Raw genomic sequence first — 18,979 nt, 5'->3', positions numbered from 1 at the left:
CATGGGACGCATCCTGATCGCGGGGACCGCCTCGCTGCTGCTCTGCATCTTCCTCAGCCCGAAGTTCATCGCGTTCATCCGCGAGCGCGAGTTCGGCCAGCACATCCGCGAGGAGGGCCCCGAGGGTCACCACGCGAAGGCGGGCACGCCCACGATGGGCGGGATCATCATCTTCACCGCCGTCTCGATCCCGTTCCTGATCCTGACCGACTACGACTGGCTGGCGATGGGCGTCTTCGGCACCGCGATCGCCTGCGCCCTGATCGGCTTCTTCGACGACTACCTGGGGATCGTCCACCGCCGCTCGCTCGGCGTCAGAGGCCGCACGAAGCTGATCGCGACGATCGCGATCTCGATCGGCCTGTGGCTCGCGGCGACGAGAGGCGCGGGGCTGGAGCCGACGCTGCGGCTGCGCGTGGTCGACGCGCAGATCGACCTCGGCGTCCTCTACCCGGTCTTCATCTACCTCGTCGTCGCCGGCACGACCAGCGGCGTCAACCTGACCGACGGGCTCGACGGCCTCGCGGCCGGCTGCGCGGCGATCGTGCTGCTGGCCTTCATCGGGATCACGTTCATCACGACCGGGCAGCAGGAGCTGAGCCTGCTCGCCGCCTGCCTCGTCGGCGCGTGCGTCGGCTTCCTCTGGTTCAACTCGTTCCCGGCGAACATCTTCATGGGCGATACCGGATCGCTCGGGTTGGGCGGGGCGATCGCCGGGCTCGCGGTGATGACGAAGACCGAGATCCTGCTCGTGATCCTCGGCGGGATCTTCGTGATCGAGACGCTGTCGGTGGCGATCCAGGTGTTCGCGTTCCAGACGTTCAGGAGACGCGTCTTCCTGATGGCGCCGATCCACCACCACTTCGAGCTGCGCGGCTGGTCGGAGACGAAGATCATCCTGCGCTTCTGGATCATCGCCGCGGTCTGCTCCGCGATCGGCTTCACGATCTACCAGCAGAGCATCCGGTGAGCGGCTCCCGGCCGGAGCTGCCGGGAGGTCCCTACCTGGTGGTCGGGCTTGCCCGCTCGGGGATCGCTGCCGCGCTCGCGCTGCACGCGCGCGGCGAGCAGGCGATCGGCGTCGACGCGGGCGTGCCGGACGTGACAAGGCTTCGCGCGGCCGGCGTCGAAGTGCACCTGGATGCACCAGGGACCGACCTCGTCAGCCGCGCGCGCACGCTCGTCAAGAGCCCCGGCGTCCCGCAGGACGCGCCGGTCGTGCGCGCCGCGCGCGACGCAGGGCTGGCCGTCATCGGCGAGGTCGAGCTGGCCTGGCGGCTGCTCCCGAACGACTTCATCGCGGTGACCGGGACCAACGGCAAGACGACGACGACCGAGCTGCTCGGCCACGTCCACCGCACCGCCGGCCTGCCGGTGACGGTCGCCGGCAACGTCGGCACGGCCGTGACGACGCTGATCGGCGCGCTCGACCCGGCCGCGACGATCGTCTGCGAGACGTCGTCCTACCAGCTGGAGGACACGCTCGCGTTCGCGCCCGAGGCGGCGATCCTGCTCAATGTCACCCCCGACCACCTCGATCGCCACGGCACGCTGGAGGCGTACCGCGAGGCGAAGCTGGAGGCGTTTCGGCGCCAGACCGCCGCCGGCGTCGCGGTCACGTCGACGGCGCTCGCCGCCGCGCTGCCGGGCGACGCGCGCCGCGTCACGTTCGGCGCCGCCGCCGACGGCGCGACCGTCGCTCTGCACGACGACGGCACGATCTCGTGGGAGGGCGCGCCGCTGATGGCCGCCGCGGAGATCGGGATCCCCGGCCCGCACAATCGCGAGAACGCGATGGCCGCCGCCGCGGTCGCGTTGGCGCGCGGCGTTGATGCTGCGGCGGTGCGCGAGGCGCTGCGCAGCTTCGGCGGCGTCGCGCACCGGCTGGAGCCGATCGCCGAGCGCGACGGCGTCGCCTACGTCAACGACTCGAAGGCGACGAACGTCGACGCGACGCAGGTCGCACTGCGCTCGTACGCGCCAGGGACGGTCCACCTGATCGCCGGCGGCGTGCCGAAGGCGCAGGACTTCGCGCCGCTGGCGCCGCTCGTCGCCGAGCGCTGCGCCGCCGTCTACCTGATCGGCGAGGGAGCAGGGGAGATCGGCGCGGCGCTGGCGAGCAGCGGCACGCCGCTCCACGACGTCGGCGACATGGAGCGCGCCGTCGCCGCCGCGAGCGCCGCCGCGCGCCCCGGCGAGGTCGTGCTGCTCTCGCCCGCGTGCGCGAGCTTCGACCAGTACCCGAACTTCGAGGCGCGCGGCGACCACTTCCGTCGTCTCGTCGAGGAGCGCTAGGCGTGGCCCGCGCCGCTCGCCTCCCTCGCGTGAAGCGGCGGGAGCGCGTCCCCACGCAGCCGCGCCCGATCGAGCACCGCGTCCTGATCACCGCGACGCTGTGCCTGATCGCGATCGGCGCGGTGATGGTCTACAGCGCCTCCTCGGCGCGCAACCTGCTGGAGGGATCGGGCGACGGCACCGCCTACCTGGTCCGCTACGTCGGCCTCGGCCTGATCGCGCTCGCCGGCATGCACATCATGTCCCGGCACGGCTACGAGCTGACGAAGCGTTTCATGCCGCTGCTGCTGATCGGCTCGTTCTTCGCGTGCGTGATCGTGCTCGTCCCCGGCATCGGCACCGAGGTCAACGGCGCCCGCTCGTGGCTGGGGCCGGGCATCTTCTCGCCGCAGCCGTCGGAGTTCATGAAGCTCGCGCTGATCCTCTACTGCGCGCAGTTCCTCGCCGCGCACCCGCGGCGGATCGAGACGTTCAGAGGGATGATGAGCCCGGTCGGGATCGTCGCCGGCGGCGCCTGCCTGCTGATCATCATCCAGCCGGACACCGGCACGACGCTGCTGATCGCCGGGATCGTCGCCGCGATCCTGATCGCCGCCGGCGTGCCGATGCGCTTCCTCGCCTACCTCGCCGGGATCGGCCTGCTGCTGCTGATCGTGCTGATCATCCTCCAGCCCTACCAGCAGGACCGCCTGACGTCGTTCCTGGACCCGTGGGCGTCGAAGACGGGCGAGGGCTTCCAAGCCAGCCAGGGCTTCATCGCGCTCGGCTCCGGTGGGCTGTTCGGCGTCGGGCTGGGACAGTCGGTGCAGAAGGTCTTCTACCTGCCGGAGGCGCACACCGACTTCATCCTCGCGGTGATCGGCGAGGAGCTTGGGCTGTTCGGCGTCACCGTCGTGATCGCGCTGTTCGGCCTGATCGTCTGGTCCGGACTGCGGATCGCACGGAGCGCGACGGACCAATATGCGAAGCTGGTGGCGGTCGGGTTGACCGCCCTCATCTCATGTCAGGCGATACTCAACATCTTTGTCGTGCTCGGCATGGCGCCGCTCACCGGCGTGCCGCTGCCGTTCATCTCGTACGGACCGACGAACCTGATCGTCATCCTCGGAGCGGTCGGGCTGCTGCTCAACCTTGCCGACCGCAACCGCGCGTACATGCGGCTCGTCGACCCGAGCACCGGAAGACGCCGCACGACCGCCCACTCGCAGCGTGACCAAGGCGCCGAGGATCGTGATCGCCGCCGGCGGGACGGCGGGCCACGTCGTGCCGGCTCTGGCGGTCGCCGACGCGCTGCGGGCTGACGGCGCCGACGTCGTCTTCGTCGGCGGCGAGCGCGCCGAGCGCGAGCTGGTGCCGGCAGGCGGCTACGAGCTGCGCACGCTCGCGGTCGAGGGGATCAGCCGCACGAACCCGCTGAAGGCCGCGCGCGCGGTCGCGAAGGCGGGTGCCGGAGTCGTTCGCGCCGGCTCGATCCTGCGCGAGCTGAGACCGGACGCCGTGATGGGCGGCGGAGGGTACGTCGCCGGCACTGTCGGCGCGGCGGCCGCGCTGCGGCGCCGCCCGCTCGTGCTGACGGAGGCCGACTCGCACCTGGGGATCTCCAACCGCGCGCTGGCGCGCTTCGCGCGGCGCGTCTGCCTCGCGTTCCCGCTCGAGCACCGCGACGGCGAGCGCTACCGCGTCACCGGCCGCCCGGTGCCGCCGCCGGCGACCGACCGCGCGGCGGCCCGCGCGCGCTTCGGTCTGGCGGAGGACGACGTCGTCGTGCTCGTCTTCGGCGGCTCGCTCGGCGCCCGCTCGATCAACGAGGCGGCGGTGGCAGCGTTCGCCGACCCGGCGGGGCCGGTGCCGGCGGGGCCGGTAGGGCCGGTGGCGCCGGAGGGCGGGAGGCCCGCCGACGGCCGCTTCCGCGTCCTCCACGCCGCCGGCCGGCGCGACTTCGACGCGCTGAGCGCGCCCGGCACGCACTACGACCTGCGCCCGTACATCGACGGCTTCGGCGAGGCACTGCTGGTGAGCGACCTCGTCGTCGCGCGCTCGGGCGGCTCGGTCTTCGAGATCGCCGCGCACGGCAGACCCGCGCTGCTGATCCCCTATCCGCACGCCGCCGCCGACCATCAGACCGCGAACGCCCGCTGGATGGAGCGCCACGGCGCCGCCGTGATCGTGCCGGACGGCGAGCTGACGGCGGAGCGTCTGAGGCAGGAGGTCGGCGCGCTGCTGGCCGACCGCGACCGCCTCGCCGCGATGGCCGCCGCCTCCGCCGATCTCGCACGCCCACACGCGGCGCGCGAGATCGCGGATGAGCTGCTCAGCGCAGCGGGCGTCTAGGAAGCCGGGCGAAAGCCCGGCGCCGGCCCCGCGCCGGGGGAAGCGCGGGGCCGCTGCATGAGCACCGGGGCCGGTGGTTCGGCTCCGGCCTGCTGTCTATCTGAGCGTCATGTTCGGCTCGCCCTGGCCGTTCAGGCCCGTGCCATGGGCGCAGGTGCCGCCTCTGACGGCACCGCCGTTGTACGCCTGCCGCAGGCAGTTGCGCATCGCCATCTGACCCCAGTAGTTGGCGTGGATGCTCTCCTGCAGCTGGTACGGACCGACGATCGTCGTGACCGTGCGGATCTGGTTGACCCACTCGGTGTTGTCGACCGCGCCGGCGCTTCTCCAGTTGGCGATGCCTCTCTCCTCCAACAGGCCGACGGTGTTCTCGCACAGCCGGCGGCCGTCGAAGGCCGTCTGCAGGTCGAGCACCGTCGTGTTCGGCAGGCCCGCGGCGGCGGTGCCGTTGCGGACCGAGTTGTTCATCGCCGGGACGACGACGTCGTTGGCCCAGTTGACGTCTCTGTTCCAGGCGCCGCAGCCGCCGATGTTCTGGCGGTCCCAGCCGGTCTCCGGGTAGCGCGCTCTGTCGCTGCGCGGGATCGGGTTCCAGTAGGTCTGGCCGATGATCTTGTACTGCGCCGTCGTGTAGCCGGCGTTTCTCATCGCCTGCGCGACCCGCAGGATCGCGTCACGCACGTTCGCCGTCTCGGTCGCCTGGCGCGCAGGCGTGAAGCGGTCGGCGATGTCCGAGTCGTCGGAGCAGTAGTTCTTCCACCACGACGGCGACGTCAGCCAGTTCGTGACGCAGCGCGTGACGACGTCGGCGAAGCCGTAGTTGTTCGCCACGATCATCACGACGACGGCCTTGACGTTGTGCGTCGAGGCGTACTCCTGCAGCGCGAGCGCCTGCCCTCTACGGCCCTGCGCGTCGCTGTAGAAGTCGATGCCCGGCTTGTAGTCCTCGCCGGAACCGGTGCCGCCGGTCGTCGTGCGCGCGCCGGAGCACGCGAGGTTGACGCTCAGCACGCCGCCGCCGATGTACGCCTGAGCGCTTCTGGAGCGATGGCAGTTTCTGATCGCCTCGCCCGTCGGCGTGTCCCAATACGCCGTCGAGCCGAGCGCGTCGATGTTGCCCGACGATCCGTTCGTGTTGCCGGCCCAGCGGCCGGCCTCCCCCGAGATCGCCGAGTCGCCGAGCGTGACGACGGCCGGCGTGCCGACCCCCGGTCCGTCCGCTCCGGCGACCGCCGGCAGCGCCGCGATTCCCCCGAACGCCCCCGCTGCGACCGCCGCAGCAGTGCAGGCGTAACCGCGCAGGCTGCGCGGGCCGATGACTCCCCTCATCTAGCTCTCCCTCCCCGATTTCACCCCGGCGGACGCCGAGGCAGTGCTCATGAATACCACGCCCCGGCGCACTGATAAACGCGAAAGCTGGAAATTCGTGCAGCTTGCGGAAGATCAGGGCCGTACGAGCCCGATCTGGTAGGCGAGGATCACCGCCTGGACGCGGTCGCGCAGGGCGAGCTTTCCGAGGATCCGGCCGACGTGCGTCTTGACCGTCGCCTCTGAGAGCACCAGCCGCTCCGCGATCTCGGCGTTGGTGCGCCCGGCGGCCAGCTCCAGCAGCACCTCGTGCTCGCGCGCCGTCAGCTCGGAGAGCCGCGGATGCTCGTGCGGCGGCACCGGCGCGGCGGCGTCCGCCGGCAGGTGGTGGGCGAACGTGTCGAGCAGCGCGCGCGTGACGCGCGGCGCGACGACGGCGTCGCCGCCGGCTACGGCGCGGATCGCGGCCGTCAGCTGCTCGGGCGGGACGTCCTTGAGCAGGAAGCCGCTGGCGCCGGCGCGCAGGCCGGCGAACGCGTACTCGTCGAGGTCGAACGTCGTCAGGATCAGCACGCGCGCGGCGGCGCCCGCGGTGACGATCCGCCGCGTCGCCTCGATCCCGTCGACGCCCGGCATCCGCACGTCCATCAGCACGACGTCGGGATCGAGCTGCGCGGTCCGCTCGACGGCTTCCGCGCCGTCGCCCGCCTCGCCGACCACGGCGATGTCCGGCTGCGCGCTCAGGACCATGCGGAAGCCTGCGCGCAGGAGCTGCTGGTCGTCGGCGAGCAGCACGCGGATCGTCATCGGCCGGCCGCCTCGCCGTCGGCCAGCCGCAGCTGCGTCCGCACGCTCCAGCCGCCGCGCGGCCGCGGGCCGGCCTCGACCTCGGCGCCGTAGACGGCGACGCGCTCGCGCATCCCGGCGAGCCCGTGGCCGCCGGCCGCGTGCGCGCCGGCCCCGTTTGCGGCCGTCCCGTTCGCGCCGGCGGCGGGCACGCCAGGCGGCGGCGCGCCGTCGTCGGTCACCTCGAGCGCGAGCACGTCGCCGCCGTAGTGCAGCCGCACCTCGGCCGACGACGGCGAGCGCGCGTGCTTGAGCGTGTTCGTCAGCGCCTCCTGCACGACGCGGTAGACGGTCAGCTGCGCGCCGGGGCTCAGCGACACCGGCTCGCCGGTACGCGTCAGGCGCGTCGCGAGCCCGGCGCCGCGGACCTGCTCCAGCAGCGCGTCGAGCTGGTCGAGGCCGGGCTGCGGGCGCAACGGCTGCGCTCCGGCGGACGTCTCGCCCTCGCCGGAGCCCTCGCCGGAGCCGGAGCCGGAGCCGGAGTCGCGCAGCACGCCGAGGAGGCGCCGCATCTCGCCGAGCGCCTCGCGGCCGGTCGCCGAGACGGTGCGCATCGCCGCGTCCGCCTCCTCAGGCGCCTGCGCCGCCGTCAGCCGCGCGCCGTCGGCGAGCGCGATCATCACGGTCAGGTTGTGCGCGACGACGTCGTGCAGCTCCCGCGCGATGCGGCCGCGCTCGGCCGCGGTCGCGAGCTGCGCCTGCTGGTCGCGCTCGATCTCCAGCCGCCGCGCGCGGTCGGTCAGCGCGGCGATGTGGTCGCGCCGCGTGCGCACGTAGAAGCCGAGCGCGCCGGCCGCGACGACGAACGCCGACATGCTGAGGAACGCCCCGACCGGGCTCGACGAGCCGTATCTCAGCGTCGCCAGCAGCGCGCCCAGCTCGAGGACTGCCAGTGCCGCGGGAAAGCCCCAGCGCCGCCGCTCGTAGACGGCGATTCCGTACAGCGCGATCAGCAGTGAGGTGTCGGCGAGCGTGACCTCCGTCGTCAGCCACTGCACGAACGCGACGAGCGCGAGCACGCCGAACACGACCAGCGGAGACCGGCGCCGCCACACGAGCGGCACCGTCAGCCCCGCGAGCAGCAGCCAGTCGCCGGCCGAGCCGCGCGTCGTGACCGTGCTGAGCACGTACATGACGCCCCAGCTCGCGGCGAGCAGCGCGTCGACCAGCAGCGGGTGCCGCCGTCCCCATTCCGTGATCTGCCGCAGCCGCTTGCGCACGTCGCTCCGCTCAGGCGTCCCGGCGCAGCAGCGTCCAGACCGCGCCGGCGATCGCGACGGCGAGGTAGGCGCAGAGCAGCAGGAAGGCGGGCAGCGGGCGCAACATGCCGTCCTCGATTCTGGCACGCACGAGCGAGTGCATCGCGCCCGTCGGCAAGTGCGCCGAGACCCACTCGGAGAACTGGGCGACGATCGGCAGCACCATCAGGATCGCGAACAGCGTCGAGATCGCCCCCGCGGTGTTGCGGACGATGAATCCGAGCGCCGTCCCGAACAGGCAGACGAATGTCAGCACGACGCCCACGCCGATCACCGAGCGCAGCACGCCAGGGTCGGACAGGCTGAAGTCCCAGTGCTCGGAGAGGATCGCGTTGCCGGCGAAGAAGCTGACGAACGACGCCGTCGTCATGACCGCGAACGTGACGCCGGCGAACAGCCCGAGCTTCGTCCACAGCACCGGCAGGCGGCGGGGGACGGCGGCGAGCGTCGCGCGGATCATCCCGGTCGCGTACTCGCCGGTGATCGCCATCACGCCGAGGACGCCGATCGCCAGCTCGGCGAACATGCGGCCGCCGAGTGCCCGCTCGGTGACGTCGAAGTCGGCTCTCGCCGACGCCGCCATCGACTCGAATCCGCGCACGGTGTCCCAGCAGATCAGGATCCCGAAGCCGACCATCAGCGCGACCGCCGCGGCGAACGTGATCTTCGTCGACCGCAGCGTGTTCAGCTTGATCCACTCCGACCGCAGCACACGGCCGGGCGTGACGCCGACGGCGCTCATGCCGCCACCTGCTCGAGGCCGGCGCGGTACTCGACGGCGTCACGCGTCAGCTCCATGAACGCCTCCTCCAGCGACGCCTGCTGCGGCGTCAGCTCGTGCAATGCGAGACCGTGCCGCGCGGCCAGCTCGCCGATCTCCGGCGCGCTCACGCCCCCGACCTCCAGCAGGTCGCGCTCGACGCCAGTGACGCTCACGTCGGGCCCGGCGACCAGCTCGCCGAGCCGCGCCGCGTCCGGCGACCGCACGAGCACGACGTCGCGCGAGGCGCGCGCGGTCATCTCCTGCACCGACACGTCCGCGATCAGCCTGCCGCGGCCGACGACGATCAGGTGCTCGGCGGTCAGCGACATCTCGCTCATCAGGTGGCTGGAGAGGAAGACCGTGCGGCCCTCGGCGGCGAGGCCGCGCAGCAGGTTGCGGACCCAAAGGACGCCCTCCGGGTCGAGCCCGTTGACGGGCTCGTCGAGGATCACGGTCGCGGGGTCGCCGAGCAGCGCGGAGGCGATCCCGAGCCGCTGGCCCATCCCGAGCGAGAAGCCGCCGGCGCGCTTGTCGGCGACGTCGTGCAGGCCGGTGAGGTCGATCACCTCCTCGACGCGGCGGTCGCCGAAGCCGTGCGTCGCGGCGAGCGCGCGCAGGTGGTTGCGCGCGGAGCGGCTGGTGTGGATCGCCTTCGCCTCCAGCAGCAGGCCGACCTCACGCAGCGGGGCGGCGTGCTCGGCGTAGGGGCGGCCGTTGACGGTCGCCGTCCCCGCCGTCGGCACGTCGAGGCCGGCGATCATCCGCATCGTCGTCGACTTGCCGGCGCCGTTGGGGCCGAGGAAGCCGGTCACGATGCCGGGGCGGACGGTGAAGGTGAGCGAGTCGACGGCGGTCTTCTCGCCGTAGCGCTTGGTCAGGTTCTCGACGGTGATCATGCCGAGGACGCTACGAGCGCGCCGCCGTGCGCGAAACGGCTGCGCGGGCGATCTTCGCGCGCCCGCGCCTACGCCGCTCGGATGACCCGGTACGCCCGAGGTCTCACGCGGTGACGGGCGGCGTGACGGGCGCGCGCGCCTCGCGGAACGTGACGATCCGCTTGCGCTCCTCATCCCACAGCTTCAGCCGCGGCGCCTTCAGCGCGTCCCACATCGTCAGGACCGGCACGTCGTGGAAGACGGCGAGGTCGTCGTGCGCGGCCTGCAGCTTGTAGTTCGGCACGCGCGCGCTGAGGTGGTGGACGTGGTGGAGGCCGATGTTGCCGGAGAAGAACTGCAGCGGCTGCGGCAGGTCGAGGTAGGAGCTGCCGCGCAGCGCGGCGTCGGCATAGCTCCACTCCTCGCTCGTCTCCCAGTAGGTGTCCTCGAACTGGTGCTGGACGAAGAACAACCAGACGCCGGCGCCGCCGGCGATCAGCACCATCGGGCCCTGGATCAGCAGGAACGCCTCCCAGCCGATCAGCCAGATCAGCGCGGCGAGCGAGATGCCGAGCACGATGTTCGTCTGTATGACGCTGTTGCGGATGCGCGGGCGCATCGAGCGCTTCCATATCCGCGGCTGCACGGTGAACGACCAGATCGGGCCGAGCGTGAACAACACGAGCGGGTTGCGGAAGAGGCGGTAGCCGATCTTCAGCGGCAGGCCCGCGGCGCGGTACTCGGCGACCGTCATCGTCGGCACGTCGCCGTCGCCGCGGCGGTCGAGGTCGCCCGCGGTGGCGTGGTGGACGGCGTGGCTGTGACGCCAGGAGGCGTACGGCGTGAAGACGAGCAGCCCGGTGAAGCGGCCGACCCACGTGTTCGCGCGCTTGGACTCGAACAGCGAGCCGTGCCCGCAGTCGTGGAACATGATGAACGTGCGCAGCAGGAAGCCGGACGCCGGCACCGCGAGCGCGAGCGTCAGCCAGTAGGAGACGTCGAGCGACCACACCATCAGCGGCCACAGCAGCAGGTACGGCACGACGGACGTCGCGAGGTCGAGCAGGCTGCGCTTCAGGTCTGGCCGCGAGTACGGCTCCAGCTGTCTGCGCCAGGGGTTGCGCGCGGTCGGCGTGGATGCCGGTTGCTGCTCGTCTGGGGCCGCCGTGGGCGCCTGCATCGGGATATACCGCCTCGTCTCGTTGAACAAGGCGCCGATGTTGCAGGGACGGCGCCGAACCCGGAATGATGCCGACAAGCGAATCGCACTGCGGTTAACCCCCGTTGAAGACGGGGTGCACGCTGCCTGAGAACTATGCCTTGCTCCAATGACGGCACGCTTCGCCGCTGACAGCCTGTCCGCCATGATCTTCTCTGAGATGACCACCATCAGCACGACACGGTCCGGCGGCAACGGTACCGGCGGCGACGACTACGAGGTGACGCTGGCGCTGCACGGCACGATCGTTGCGCTGATCGGCGGCGTCGTCACGATCGTATGGGCGCTCACCGGCGCCGGCCAGTTCTGGCCGATGTGGGTCTGGCTGGGACTGCTGATCACGCTCGCCGTCCACGCGCTCGGTCGTCAGCTGGTCGACACGTTGGAGGGTCGCACACGCCCGATCGTCTTCCACACGGCGGTCACGATCTTCTTCTGCGTGCTGGAGGTCGTGATCTGGCTGATGGCCGGTGGCGGCTACTTCTGGCCGATCTGGCCGATCGTCGGCCTCGGGTCGATACTTGGCGTGCACGCGCTCATCGTCCACAAGGACCTGCTGCCGACGCGCGAGCGCGAGCTGACCGAGCGCGTCGACGAGCTGACGCGCACCCGCCGCGGCGCGCTCGACGTGCAGGCGGCGGAGCTGCGGCGGATCGAGCGCGACCTGCACGACGGCGCGCAGGCGCGGCTCGTCGCGCTGTCGATGCAGCTCGGCCGGGCCGAGGAGCGGCTGGAGGACCAGCCCGACGTCGCCGAGCTGGTGCGCAGGGCGCGCGGCGAGGCGGGTGCGGCGATCAAGGAGCTGCGCGACCTCGCCCGTGGGATCGCGCCGCCGGTGCTCGCCGACCGCGGCCTCGTCGCGGCGGTCGAGTCACTCGGACAGCGCTCCGCGGTGCCGGTCGCGGTCGACGCGAAGATCGAGCGGCGGCTGCTGCCGGTCGTCGAGACGGCGGCGTACTTCGTCGTCGCCGAGGCGCTGACGAACGTCGCCAAGCACGCGCCGTCGGCGTCCGCGCGCGTCACGCTCGCCGAGCGCGACGGTCTTCTGATCGTCGAGATCGCCGACGACGGGCCCGGCGGCGCCGCCGACTTCGGGCCCGCGCCCGGCTCGACGGGGCTCGCGGGCCTGCGCAACCGCGTCGAGGCGCTCGACGGCCACCTGCGCGTCACGAGCCCGGCCGGCGTCGGCACGGCCATCCGTGCGGAGCTTCCATGTCGAGACGAGGAGACGCCGTGAGAGTCGTCATCGCCGAGGACAACGCGCTGCTGCGCGAAGGTCTCGTGGCGCTGCTGAGAGAGCGCGGGATCGACGTCGTCGCACAGTCCGAGGACGGCGACGGCCTGCTGCGGATCGTCGAGGGCCACCAGCCCGATCTCGCGATCGTCGACGTGCGGCTGCCGCCGACGTTCACCGACGAGGGCGTGCGCGCCGCGATCGAGGCGCGCGCCCGGCATCCGAGACTGGCGATCCTGATCCTGTCGCAGTACGTCGAGCCGGTCTACACCTCCGAGCTGCTCGCCTCCGGCGACGGCGGGATCGGCTACCTGCTGAAGGAGCGCGTCGGCGAGGTGCGGACGTTCGTCGAGGCGCTGGAGCGCGTCGCGGGCGGCGGCACCGCGCTCGACCGCGAGGTCGTCGCGGAGCTGGTGAGGACCCGCCACGCCGGCGACTCCTCCGGCGCGCTGGCCGGGCTGACCCCGCGCGAGCGCGAGGCCCTGTCGCTGATGGCCGAGGGCAAGACGAACGCCGCGATCGCCCGCGCGATGGTCGTCACGCCCGGCGCCGTCGAGAAGCACGTCTCGAACATCTTCGCCAAGCTCGACCTGCCCGCGACCGACGACGACCACCGCCGCGTGCTCGCGGTCCTCACCTACCTCGGCGCGGGCGAGGCGGTTTGACAACACAGCGTGTGTAGACGCTCTGCGGCAGGCTTCGTACCTTGTCGGCTATGGCGATCAGCCACTCCGCATACGAGCACGAGATCGAGCTTCTGCCTGAGCTTGCGGCCGCGTACGCTCGCCGCGCGCAGCGGCTCGGCGTCGATCCGGAGAGCGAGGGCGAGATCCGGGAGGCGCTGCGTCGACGGCGGGACGTTCAGGCTGAGCTTCGAGCTGAGTCGATCGACGAGCCCCTGTTTCTGCGGGACGCTGACGACCCGCTGAACCAGCGGGGCCTTGCGCGTCTCATCGACGACGGCGCCGGTTCCTGGGTCGATCACGTCGACGTCGAGTTGGCGACGCGCGACGAGATGCCATGACGGCGTCTTCGACCTCCTTGTTCGACTCCTCGTTTGTCATCGCCGACACGTCGGCACGGTTGCGAGCACGGAGCGGGATCGTCGTGGCGCAGTGGCAGCGGGCGGTGAGCGCGCGGCAGATCACGACCTGTCCTGTCGTGAAGCTCGAGCTGTTCCACACCGCCCGGGATGCGAACGCCGTCGAAGCGATCGAAGTGGAGGAGCGCGCGTTCCGGTCGATCCCGATCACGCGGTCGGTGCAGAACGCCGCCATCGGCGCGGTGCGTGAGCTGGCGAGACGCGGTGGCGGCTACCACCGCGTGTCGTTGCCCGACGTCCTGATCGCGGCAGCGGCACAGGACGTCGGTGCGGATGTCCTGCACTACGACCGTCACTTCGATCGGCTCGCGGAGGTGCTGCACTTTCGGAGCATCTGGCTCGCACCGGCTGGGTCGCTGTCATAGGCGAGCGGCCGCCTGCATCGACAGAGGCTGGAGTGCTCTCTGGAAACAGTTGTCGTGCGGGAAGTTCACAGCTTTGGCTTGGACGCTAGGGTCTGCCGCCGTGACGGACGAACGACCCTGGGCCGGCCGGCGGCTCCACTTCATCGGCATCGGCGGCGCCGGCATGAGCGGCCTGGCGCAGGTCGCGGGCGCGCTCGGCGCGGCCGTCAGCGGCTCCGACCGCGCCGACTCCGCGCTGTTCGCGCGGCTGCGGGAGGACGGCGCGACGGTCGCGGTCGGCCACGACGCGGCGAACGTGCCGGCGGGCGACGGCGTCGAGGTCGTCTACTCGACCGCGGTCCCGCCGGAGAACCCCGAGCGCGCGGTCGCGCGGGAGCGCGGGCTGGCGGAGCTGCATCGGGCCGACCTGCTCGGCGAGATCACCGACCTGCCGGGCCGGCGCTGCATCGCGGTGACGGGCACGCACGGCAAGACGACGACGTCGAGCATGGTCGTGCACGCGCTGCGCGGGGCGGGGATGGACCCCGGCTACCTCGTCGGCGGCGAGGTCCGCTCGACCGGCTCCAACGCCGGCTGGGGGACGGGGGAGTGGGTCGTCGTCGAGGCCGACGAGTCCGACCGCTCGCTGCTGAGACTGCACCCCGACGTCGCGGTCCTGACGAACGCCGAGCTCGACCACCACGCGACGTACGGCTCGCGCCTCGACGTCGACGAGACCTTCCGCGCGTTCCTGGCGAAGGCGAGCGAGGGGATCGTCGTGTGGGACCGGCCGGAGCTGGTCGCGCTCGCGCCGAGCGGCGCGGCGGTCGGCGCGAGCGGCGTGGCTGGCGTGGGCGGCGTGGCTGGCGTGGGCGGGGCGGCTGACGGCGGCGACGGCGGCGTCGAGCTGGCGCCCTACGACGTGCCCGAGCCGCTGCTCGACGCGACGGGGATCCGCTTCGACTGGCGCGGGATCGCGGTGCGCCTGAGCGTGCCCGGCGCGCACAACGCGCTCAACGCCGCCGCGGCGCTGGAGGCGTGCCGCCTGGCCGGAGCCGACCCCGCGCGCGCGGCCGCCGCGCTCGCAGACTTCCGCGGCGCCGGACGGCGCTTCGAGCTGCTCGGGACGACCGCCTCCGGCGCGACCGTCTACGACGACTACGCCCACCACCCGACCGAGGTCGCCGCGACGGTCGCGGCCGCCCGCACGCTCGCGCCCGGCCGCGTCGTCGTCGTCTTCCAGCCGCACCTCTTCTCGCGCACGCGCGCGCTGGCCCGCGAGTTCGGCGCGGCGCTCGCCGCCGCCGACCTCGTCGTCGTGCTCGACGTCTATCCCGCGCGCGAACGCGCCGAGCAGTTCCCCGGCGTCGACGGCCGCCTCGTCGCCGCCGCGACCGCCGACGCCGCCGACGGCGGCCCGCGCGCAGGCGTCGCGTGGCTGCCCGGCTTCGACGCCGCCGAGCGCTACCTGCGCAGCGAGCTGCGCGCCGGCGACCTCTGCCTGGCGATGGGCGCCGGCGACGTGAACGCGCTCGGCGCCCGCCTGCTGGCGTAGCGCGCGGCTGTCAGAACCTCGCAGGTCGCGGAGGGGACTTCCGGTCGGGGTCGAACCTCGTCGTGGCATGAGTGAACTCGGCACGCCTTCCGCCACCCGCCCGCAGCTGCGGCTCGGCCGCCTCGCGCGGCGCGTCGGCGCCTCGGCGGGACGCGCCCGGAGCGTCCGGCGTCTCGGGCGGCCGCGCGGTCGCACGCTCGTGCTGGCCGCGGTCGCGCTGGTGCTGCTGGTCGCCGGCGGTCTGTGGCTGCGCGACTCGTCGCTCGTGACGGTCCGCAACGTCGAGGTCAGCGGTCTCTCCGGCGGCCAGGCGAGCGAGATCCGCGCGGCGCTGGAGGACGCGGCCGGCAGCATGACGACGCTGCACGTGCGCGAGGACGCCCTCCGCACGGCCGTGGAGCCGTTCTCGATCGTCAAGGACATCGAGGTCTCGACCGACTTCCCGCGCGGGATGCGCATCCACGTCGTCTCCAACGTCGCCGTCGGCGCCGTCGAGCTGGGCGGCAGAGCGACGCCGGTCACCGCGGACGGCACGCTGCTGCGCGACGTGACCGCCGCCGCGAGCCTGCCGTCGGTCCCGCTGCACGGGTCGCCGACCGGCTCGCGCGTGAAGGAGGGCGAGGCGCTGACCGCGCTCGCCGCGCTCGGCGAGGCGCCCGCGGCGCTGCGCTCGCGCGTCGAGTCGGCCAGAACGACGAGAGCCCACGGGCTCGAGCTGCAGCTCGCCGACGGACCCGCGCTGTGGTTCGGCGACGGGCAGCGGCTGCGCGCGAAGTGGGCGGCGACGACGGCGGTGATCGCCGACCCGGAAGCGGCCGGCGCAAGCTACGTCGACGTCACCGCACCGTCTCGCCCCGCCGTCGGAGGGCTGCCGGAAGGCGCTCCGGCGACCGGCGAGTCCGATGCCGCGGAGCCGCCGCCGGGGGTCGAGGTCGATCCCGCGACCGGCGCGGCGATCGATCCCGGCACGACGCAATCACCCGATTCCACGGCGGAGCCCGTGCCCTGACCTAACCGTCGACCTGAGGTCGAGCCTCACTCCTGGGTGTTGTCAACGCTCCAGGCGTGCTAGAGAGTTCGGCATTCTGCAACGCATCATGCGTCGCACACACCTCGTTGACACACAGCCGAAAATGCCCGTAACGTGCGACAATCCAGTCACTGGCGTGGGGCAAACTCTCAACGCTAACTCCAGCCTCGGACGGTAACCCTCATGGAAAGCGGCAGCTATCTCGCAGTCATCAAGGTCGTCGGTGTCGGCGGCGGCGGAACGAACGCGGTCAACCGCATGGTCGACGCTGGCCTGCGCGGCGTCGAGTTCATCGCTGCGAACACCGACGCCCAGGCGCTGCAGATGTGCGACGCCGACATCAAGCTCAACATCGGCCACGACCTGACGAGAGGTCTGGGAGCCGGAGCGAACCCCGAGGTCGGCCACGGCGCCGCCGCCGAGTCGCGTGACGACATCAAGGAGGCGCTGAAGGGCGCCGACATGGTCTTCGTCACCGCAGGCGAGGGCGGCGGCACCGGCACTGGCGCCGCGCCCGTGATCGCCGAGATCGCGAAGAACGAGATCGGTGCGCTCACCGTCGGCGTCGTCACGCGCCCGTTCAGCTTCGAGGGCGCCAACCGCAACCGTCAGGCTGACGAGGGCATCCAGCGCCTGCGCGAGCAGGTCGACACGCTGATCGTGATCCCGAACGAGAAGCTGCTCGGCGTCGTCGAGCGGCGCACGACGATCATCGAGGCGTTCAGGGAGGCGGACAACGTCCTGCGCCAGGGCGTCCAGGGCATCACCGACCTCATCACGATCCCGGGCCTGATCAACCTCGACTTCGCCGACGTGCGCACGATCATGCACAACGCCGGCACGGCGCTGATGGGCATCGGCACCGGCTCGGGCGAGACGCGCGCGGTCGACGCCGCCAAGGCGGCCGTCTCCTCGCCGCTGCTGGAGGCGTCCGTCGAGGGTGCCACCGGCATCCTGCTGAACATCACCGGCGGCCACGACCTCGGCCTGTTCGAGGTCAACGAGGCGGCCGAGATCGTCTCGGCGGCGGCCGACACGGACTCGAACATCATCTTCGGCGCCGTGATCGACGACACGATGGGCGACGACGTCCGCGTGACGGTGATCGCGACCGGCTTCGAGCACGGCGGTCCCGCCAGCGCGGGGCGGGCGAGCGAGGCGCGAGAGGTGACGAGAAGGTCGCGCCGCGACCGCGACGTCACGCTCGACGATCGCCAGCGTTCGTCGCTGGAGATCAGCGACGACGACATCGACATCCCGTCGTTCCTTCGCTAGCACGGAAATCGGGCGCGGAGCGGCTCGCTTGGCGGCCGCTCCGATTGCTAGCCTCCGGCGCCCGATGAGCACCCCTGAGACCGCCCTCCGCCGCACCTCGCTGTTCGACCGCCACCAGGCCGCGGGGGCGAAGCTCGTCCCGTTCGCCGGCTGGGAGATGCCGGTGCAATATCCCGACGGCATCAGAGCCGAGCACCTGCGCGTGCGCGAGCGCGTCGGCGTCTTCGACGTGTCGCACATGGGGGAGATCGAGACGCGCGGTCCGGGTGCGCTGGCATTCCTTCAGCGGCTGCTGTCCAACGACGTCGCGAAGATCGCCGTCGGCGGCGCGCAGTACAGCGTGCTGTGCCGCGAGGACGGCGGCGTGCTGGACGACCTCTTCACCTACCGCCTCGCCGAGGACCGCTACCTGACGGTCACCAACGCGGCCAACCACGCGAAGGACCTCGCGTGGTTCATGCGCCAGGTCGTGGCCTCCGACGACGTCGAGGTGGTCGACCGTGCGGCCGACTACGCGATGCTCGCGGTGCAGGGGCCGGAGGCGCGCGCGCTCGTCGCGGGGCTGACGGAAGGCGGCGCCGACGCGCTGCCCGGCCGCTTCAAGACCGCGGAGCTGTCGGTCGCCGGTGCGTCTGCGCTGGTCTGCGGTACGGGGTACACGGGCGAGGACGGTGTCGAGCTGCTGCTGGCGCCGGCCGCTGCGCCCGCCGTCTGGGACGCGCTGCTGGCCGCGGGCGCTGCGCCGGTCGGGCTCGCCGCGCGCGACACGCTGCGCCTGGAGGTCTGCTTCCACCTCTACGGCAACGACCTGATGGAGTCGCGCGGCCCGATCGAGGCCGGCCTCGGCTGGTGCTGCAAGGAGCAGACCGGCTTCATCGGCTCAGAGGCCGTCGCGGCCGCGCGCGCCGCCGGGCCGAGCGAGCTGCTCGCGCCGTTCGTCTTCACCGGGCCGGGCATCCCCCGGCAGGGCAACTCCGTCGTCGGCGGCGGCGAGGTCACGAGCGGGACGCTCTCGCCCTCGCTGGAGGTCGGCATCGGGATGGCGTACCTGCCGGTGGAGCGGGCGGTGCCCGGAACCGAGATCGAGATCGACGTGCGCGGCAAGGTTCGCGCGGCCGTCGTCAAGGAAAAGCCTCTCTTCAGAAAGGGCGTCTAGTGGCCGACGCGAGCTACCCAGAAGACCTGCTGTACCACCCGGAGCACGACTGGGTCCGGCTGAACGGCGACGTCGCGACGTTCGGCGTCACCTGGTTCGCCCAGGACTCGCTCGGCGACGTCGTCTTCTTCGACCCGCCCGAGGTCGGCAGAGAGGTCACGATCGGCGAGGGCTACGCTGAGGTGGAGTCGGTCAAGGCCGTCTCCGACGTGATCGCCCCGATGTCGGGCGAGATCGTCGAGGTCAACGCGGCGCTCACCGACGCGCCCGAGCAGATCAACGACGACCCCTATGGAGCGGGCTGGATGGTGAAGGTGAAGCTGAGCGACCCGGCGCAGAAGGACCAGCTGCTGGACGCCGCCGCCTACACCTCGCAGCTCGACTGAC

19 protein-coding genes are annotated in these 18,979 nt (G+C 72.1%); 13 read left to right on the top strand and 6 right to left on the bottom strand.

Going from position 1 to position 18,979, the window contains the following annotated elements; all coding sequences use genetic code 11:
• Position 1 precedes the first annotated feature (1 nt).
• From mraY to CWOE_RS18875, 4 genes are read left to right on the top strand one after another with little or no spacing between them, the layout of a single operon-like run.
• Positions 2-970 (top strand): phospho-N-acetylmuramoyl-pentapeptide-transferase, encoded by a 969-nt coding sequence (mraY, locus tag CWOE_RS18890; protein WP_012935241.1) that lies wholly within the window; start codon positions 2-4, stop codon positions 968-970.
• Positions 967-2,295, top strand: coding sequence for a UDP-N-acetylmuramoyl-L-alanine--D-glutamate ligase (gene murD, locus CWOE_RS18885; RefSeq protein WP_012935240.1), 1,329 nt, complete (start codon positions 967-969; stop codon positions 2,293-2,295). The genes mraY and murD overlap by 4 nt, the downstream gene beginning before the upstream one ends.
• Positions 2,296-2,324: 29 nt before the next feature.
• Complete coding sequence (gene ftsW, locus CWOE_RS18880; protein WP_049793332.1) at positions 2,325-3,596, top strand: putative lipid II flippase FtsW; 1,272 nt, start codon at positions 2,325-2,327, stop codon at positions 3,594-3,596.
• Positions 3,526-4,626 (top strand): UDP-N-acetylglucosamine--N-acetylmuramyl-(pentapeptide) pyrophosphoryl-undecaprenol N-acetylglucosamine transferase, encoded by a 1,101-nt coding sequence (locus CWOE_RS18875; RefSeq protein ID WP_236262122.1) that lies wholly within the window; start codon positions 3,526-3,528, stop codon positions 4,624-4,626. Before ftsW ends, CWOE_RS18875 begins: the two co-directional genes overlap by 71 nt.
• A gap of 96 nt (positions 4,627-4,722) precedes the next feature.
• Here the strand turns inward: CWOE_RS18875 and CWOE_RS18870 are convergent, their stop codons facing one another.
• The 6 genes from CWOE_RS18870 to CWOE_RS18845 all read right to left on the bottom strand — a co-directional run bounded on the left by CWOE_RS18870 (position 4,723) and on the right by CWOE_RS18845 (position 10,857).
• On the bottom strand, positions 4,723-5,955 hold the full coding sequence (locus CWOE_RS18870) for an SGNH/GDSL hydrolase family protein (protein WP_012935237.1): 1,233 nt from the start codon (positions 5,953-5,955) through the stop codon (positions 4,723-4,725).
• 114 nt (positions 5,956-6,069) lie between these two features.
• On the bottom strand, positions 6,070-6,741 hold the full coding sequence (locus CWOE_RS18865; protein ID WP_012935236.1) for a response regulator: 672 nt from the start codon (positions 6,739-6,741) through the stop codon (positions 6,070-6,072).
• On the bottom strand, positions 6,738-8,000 hold the full coding sequence (locus CWOE_RS18860) for a sensor histidine kinase (protein WP_012935235.1): 1,263 nt from the start codon (positions 7,998-8,000) through the stop codon (positions 6,738-6,740). The genes CWOE_RS18865 and CWOE_RS18860 overlap by 4 nt, the downstream gene beginning before the upstream one ends.
• A 10-nt stretch (positions 8,001-8,010) precedes the next feature.
• On the bottom strand, positions 8,011-8,781 hold the full coding sequence (locus tag CWOE_RS18855; RefSeq protein ID WP_012935234.1) for an ABC transporter permease: 771 nt from the start codon (positions 8,779-8,781) through the stop codon (positions 8,011-8,013).
• The gene (locus CWOE_RS18850) at positions 8,778-9,698 is read right to left on the bottom strand and encodes an ABC transporter ATP-binding protein (RefSeq protein ID WP_012935233.1); all 921 of its coding nucleotides are present in this window, start codon (positions 9,696-9,698) and stop codon (positions 8,778-8,780) included. Before CWOE_RS18850 ends, CWOE_RS18855 begins: the two co-directional genes overlap by 4 nt.
• 103 nt (positions 9,699-9,801) lie before the next feature.
• A complete protein-coding gene (locus tag CWOE_RS18845; protein WP_012935232.1) occupies positions 9,802-10,857 on the bottom strand; it encodes a fatty acid desaturase in 1,056 nt (351 codons plus the stop codon).
• A 199-nt stretch (positions 10,858-11,056) separates the two neighbouring features.
• Here CWOE_RS18845 and CWOE_RS18840 point away from each other — a divergent pair, with 199 nt between their 5' ends.
• The 9 genes from CWOE_RS18840 (at position 11,057) to gcvH (ending at position 18,978) form a co-directional block, all read left to right on the top strand.
• Positions 11,057-12,133 carry a histidine kinase gene (locus CWOE_RS18840; protein WP_236262121.1) on the top strand — a complete coding sequence of 359 codons (1,077 nt, stop codon included), beginning with the start codon at positions 11,057-11,059 and terminating at the stop codon, positions 12,131-12,133.
• Positions 12,109-12,795 (top strand): response regulator transcription factor, encoded by a 687-nt coding sequence (locus tag CWOE_RS18835; RefSeq protein WP_148261078.1) that lies wholly within the window; start codon positions 12,109-12,111, stop codon positions 12,793-12,795. The genes CWOE_RS18840 and CWOE_RS18835 overlap by 25 nt, the downstream gene beginning before the upstream one ends.
• Positions 12,796-12,845: 50 nt before the next feature.
• A complete protein-coding gene (locus CWOE_RS18830) occupies positions 12,846-13,154 on the top strand; it encodes a hypothetical protein (protein WP_012935229.1) in 309 nt (102 codons plus the stop codon).
• Positions 13,151-13,597, top strand: coding sequence for a PIN domain-containing protein (locus CWOE_RS31050; protein ID WP_012935228.1), 447 nt, complete (start codon positions 13,151-13,153; stop codon positions 13,595-13,597). Before CWOE_RS18830 ends, CWOE_RS31050 begins: the two co-directional genes overlap by 4 nt.
• Before the next feature lie 100 nt (positions 13,598-13,697).
• Entirely contained in the window at positions 13,698-15,131 is a 1,434-nt protein-coding gene (murC, locus tag CWOE_RS18820; protein ID WP_012935227.1) for a UDP-N-acetylmuramate--L-alanine ligase, read from the top strand.
• Positions 15,132-15,198: 67 nt separating this feature from the next.
• Entirely contained in the window at positions 15,199-16,140 is a 942-nt protein-coding gene (locus CWOE_RS18815; protein WP_012935226.1) for a cell division protein FtsQ/DivIB, read from the top strand.
• A gap of 204 nt (positions 16,141-16,344) precedes the next feature.
• A complete protein-coding gene (gene ftsZ / locus CWOE_RS18810) occupies positions 16,345-17,436 on the top strand; it encodes a cell division protein FtsZ (protein ID WP_012935225.1) in 1,092 nt (363 codons plus the stop codon).
• 64 nt (positions 17,437-17,500) lie between these two features.
• Positions 17,501-18,592 carry a glycine cleavage system aminomethyltransferase GcvT gene (gene gcvT / locus CWOE_RS18805; RefSeq protein ID WP_012935224.1) on the top strand — a complete coding sequence of 364 codons (1,092 nt, stop codon included), beginning with the start codon at positions 17,501-17,503 and terminating at the stop codon, positions 18,590-18,592.
• Complete coding sequence (gene gcvH / locus CWOE_RS18800; RefSeq protein ID WP_012935223.1) at positions 18,592-18,978, top strand: glycine cleavage system protein GcvH; 387 nt, start codon at positions 18,592-18,594, stop codon at positions 18,976-18,978. The genes gcvT and gcvH overlap by 1 nt, the downstream gene beginning before the upstream one ends.
• Position 18,979 lies beyond the last annotated feature (1 nt).

It is taken from the genome of Conexibacter woesei DSM 14684, from assembly GCF_000025265.1.
Taxonomy (GTDB): domain Bacteria; phylum Actinomycetota; class Thermoleophilia; order Solirubrobacterales; family Solirubrobacteraceae; genus Conexibacter; species Conexibacter woesei.
This window is presented reverse-complemented; position numbering and strand designations above follow the sequence as displayed.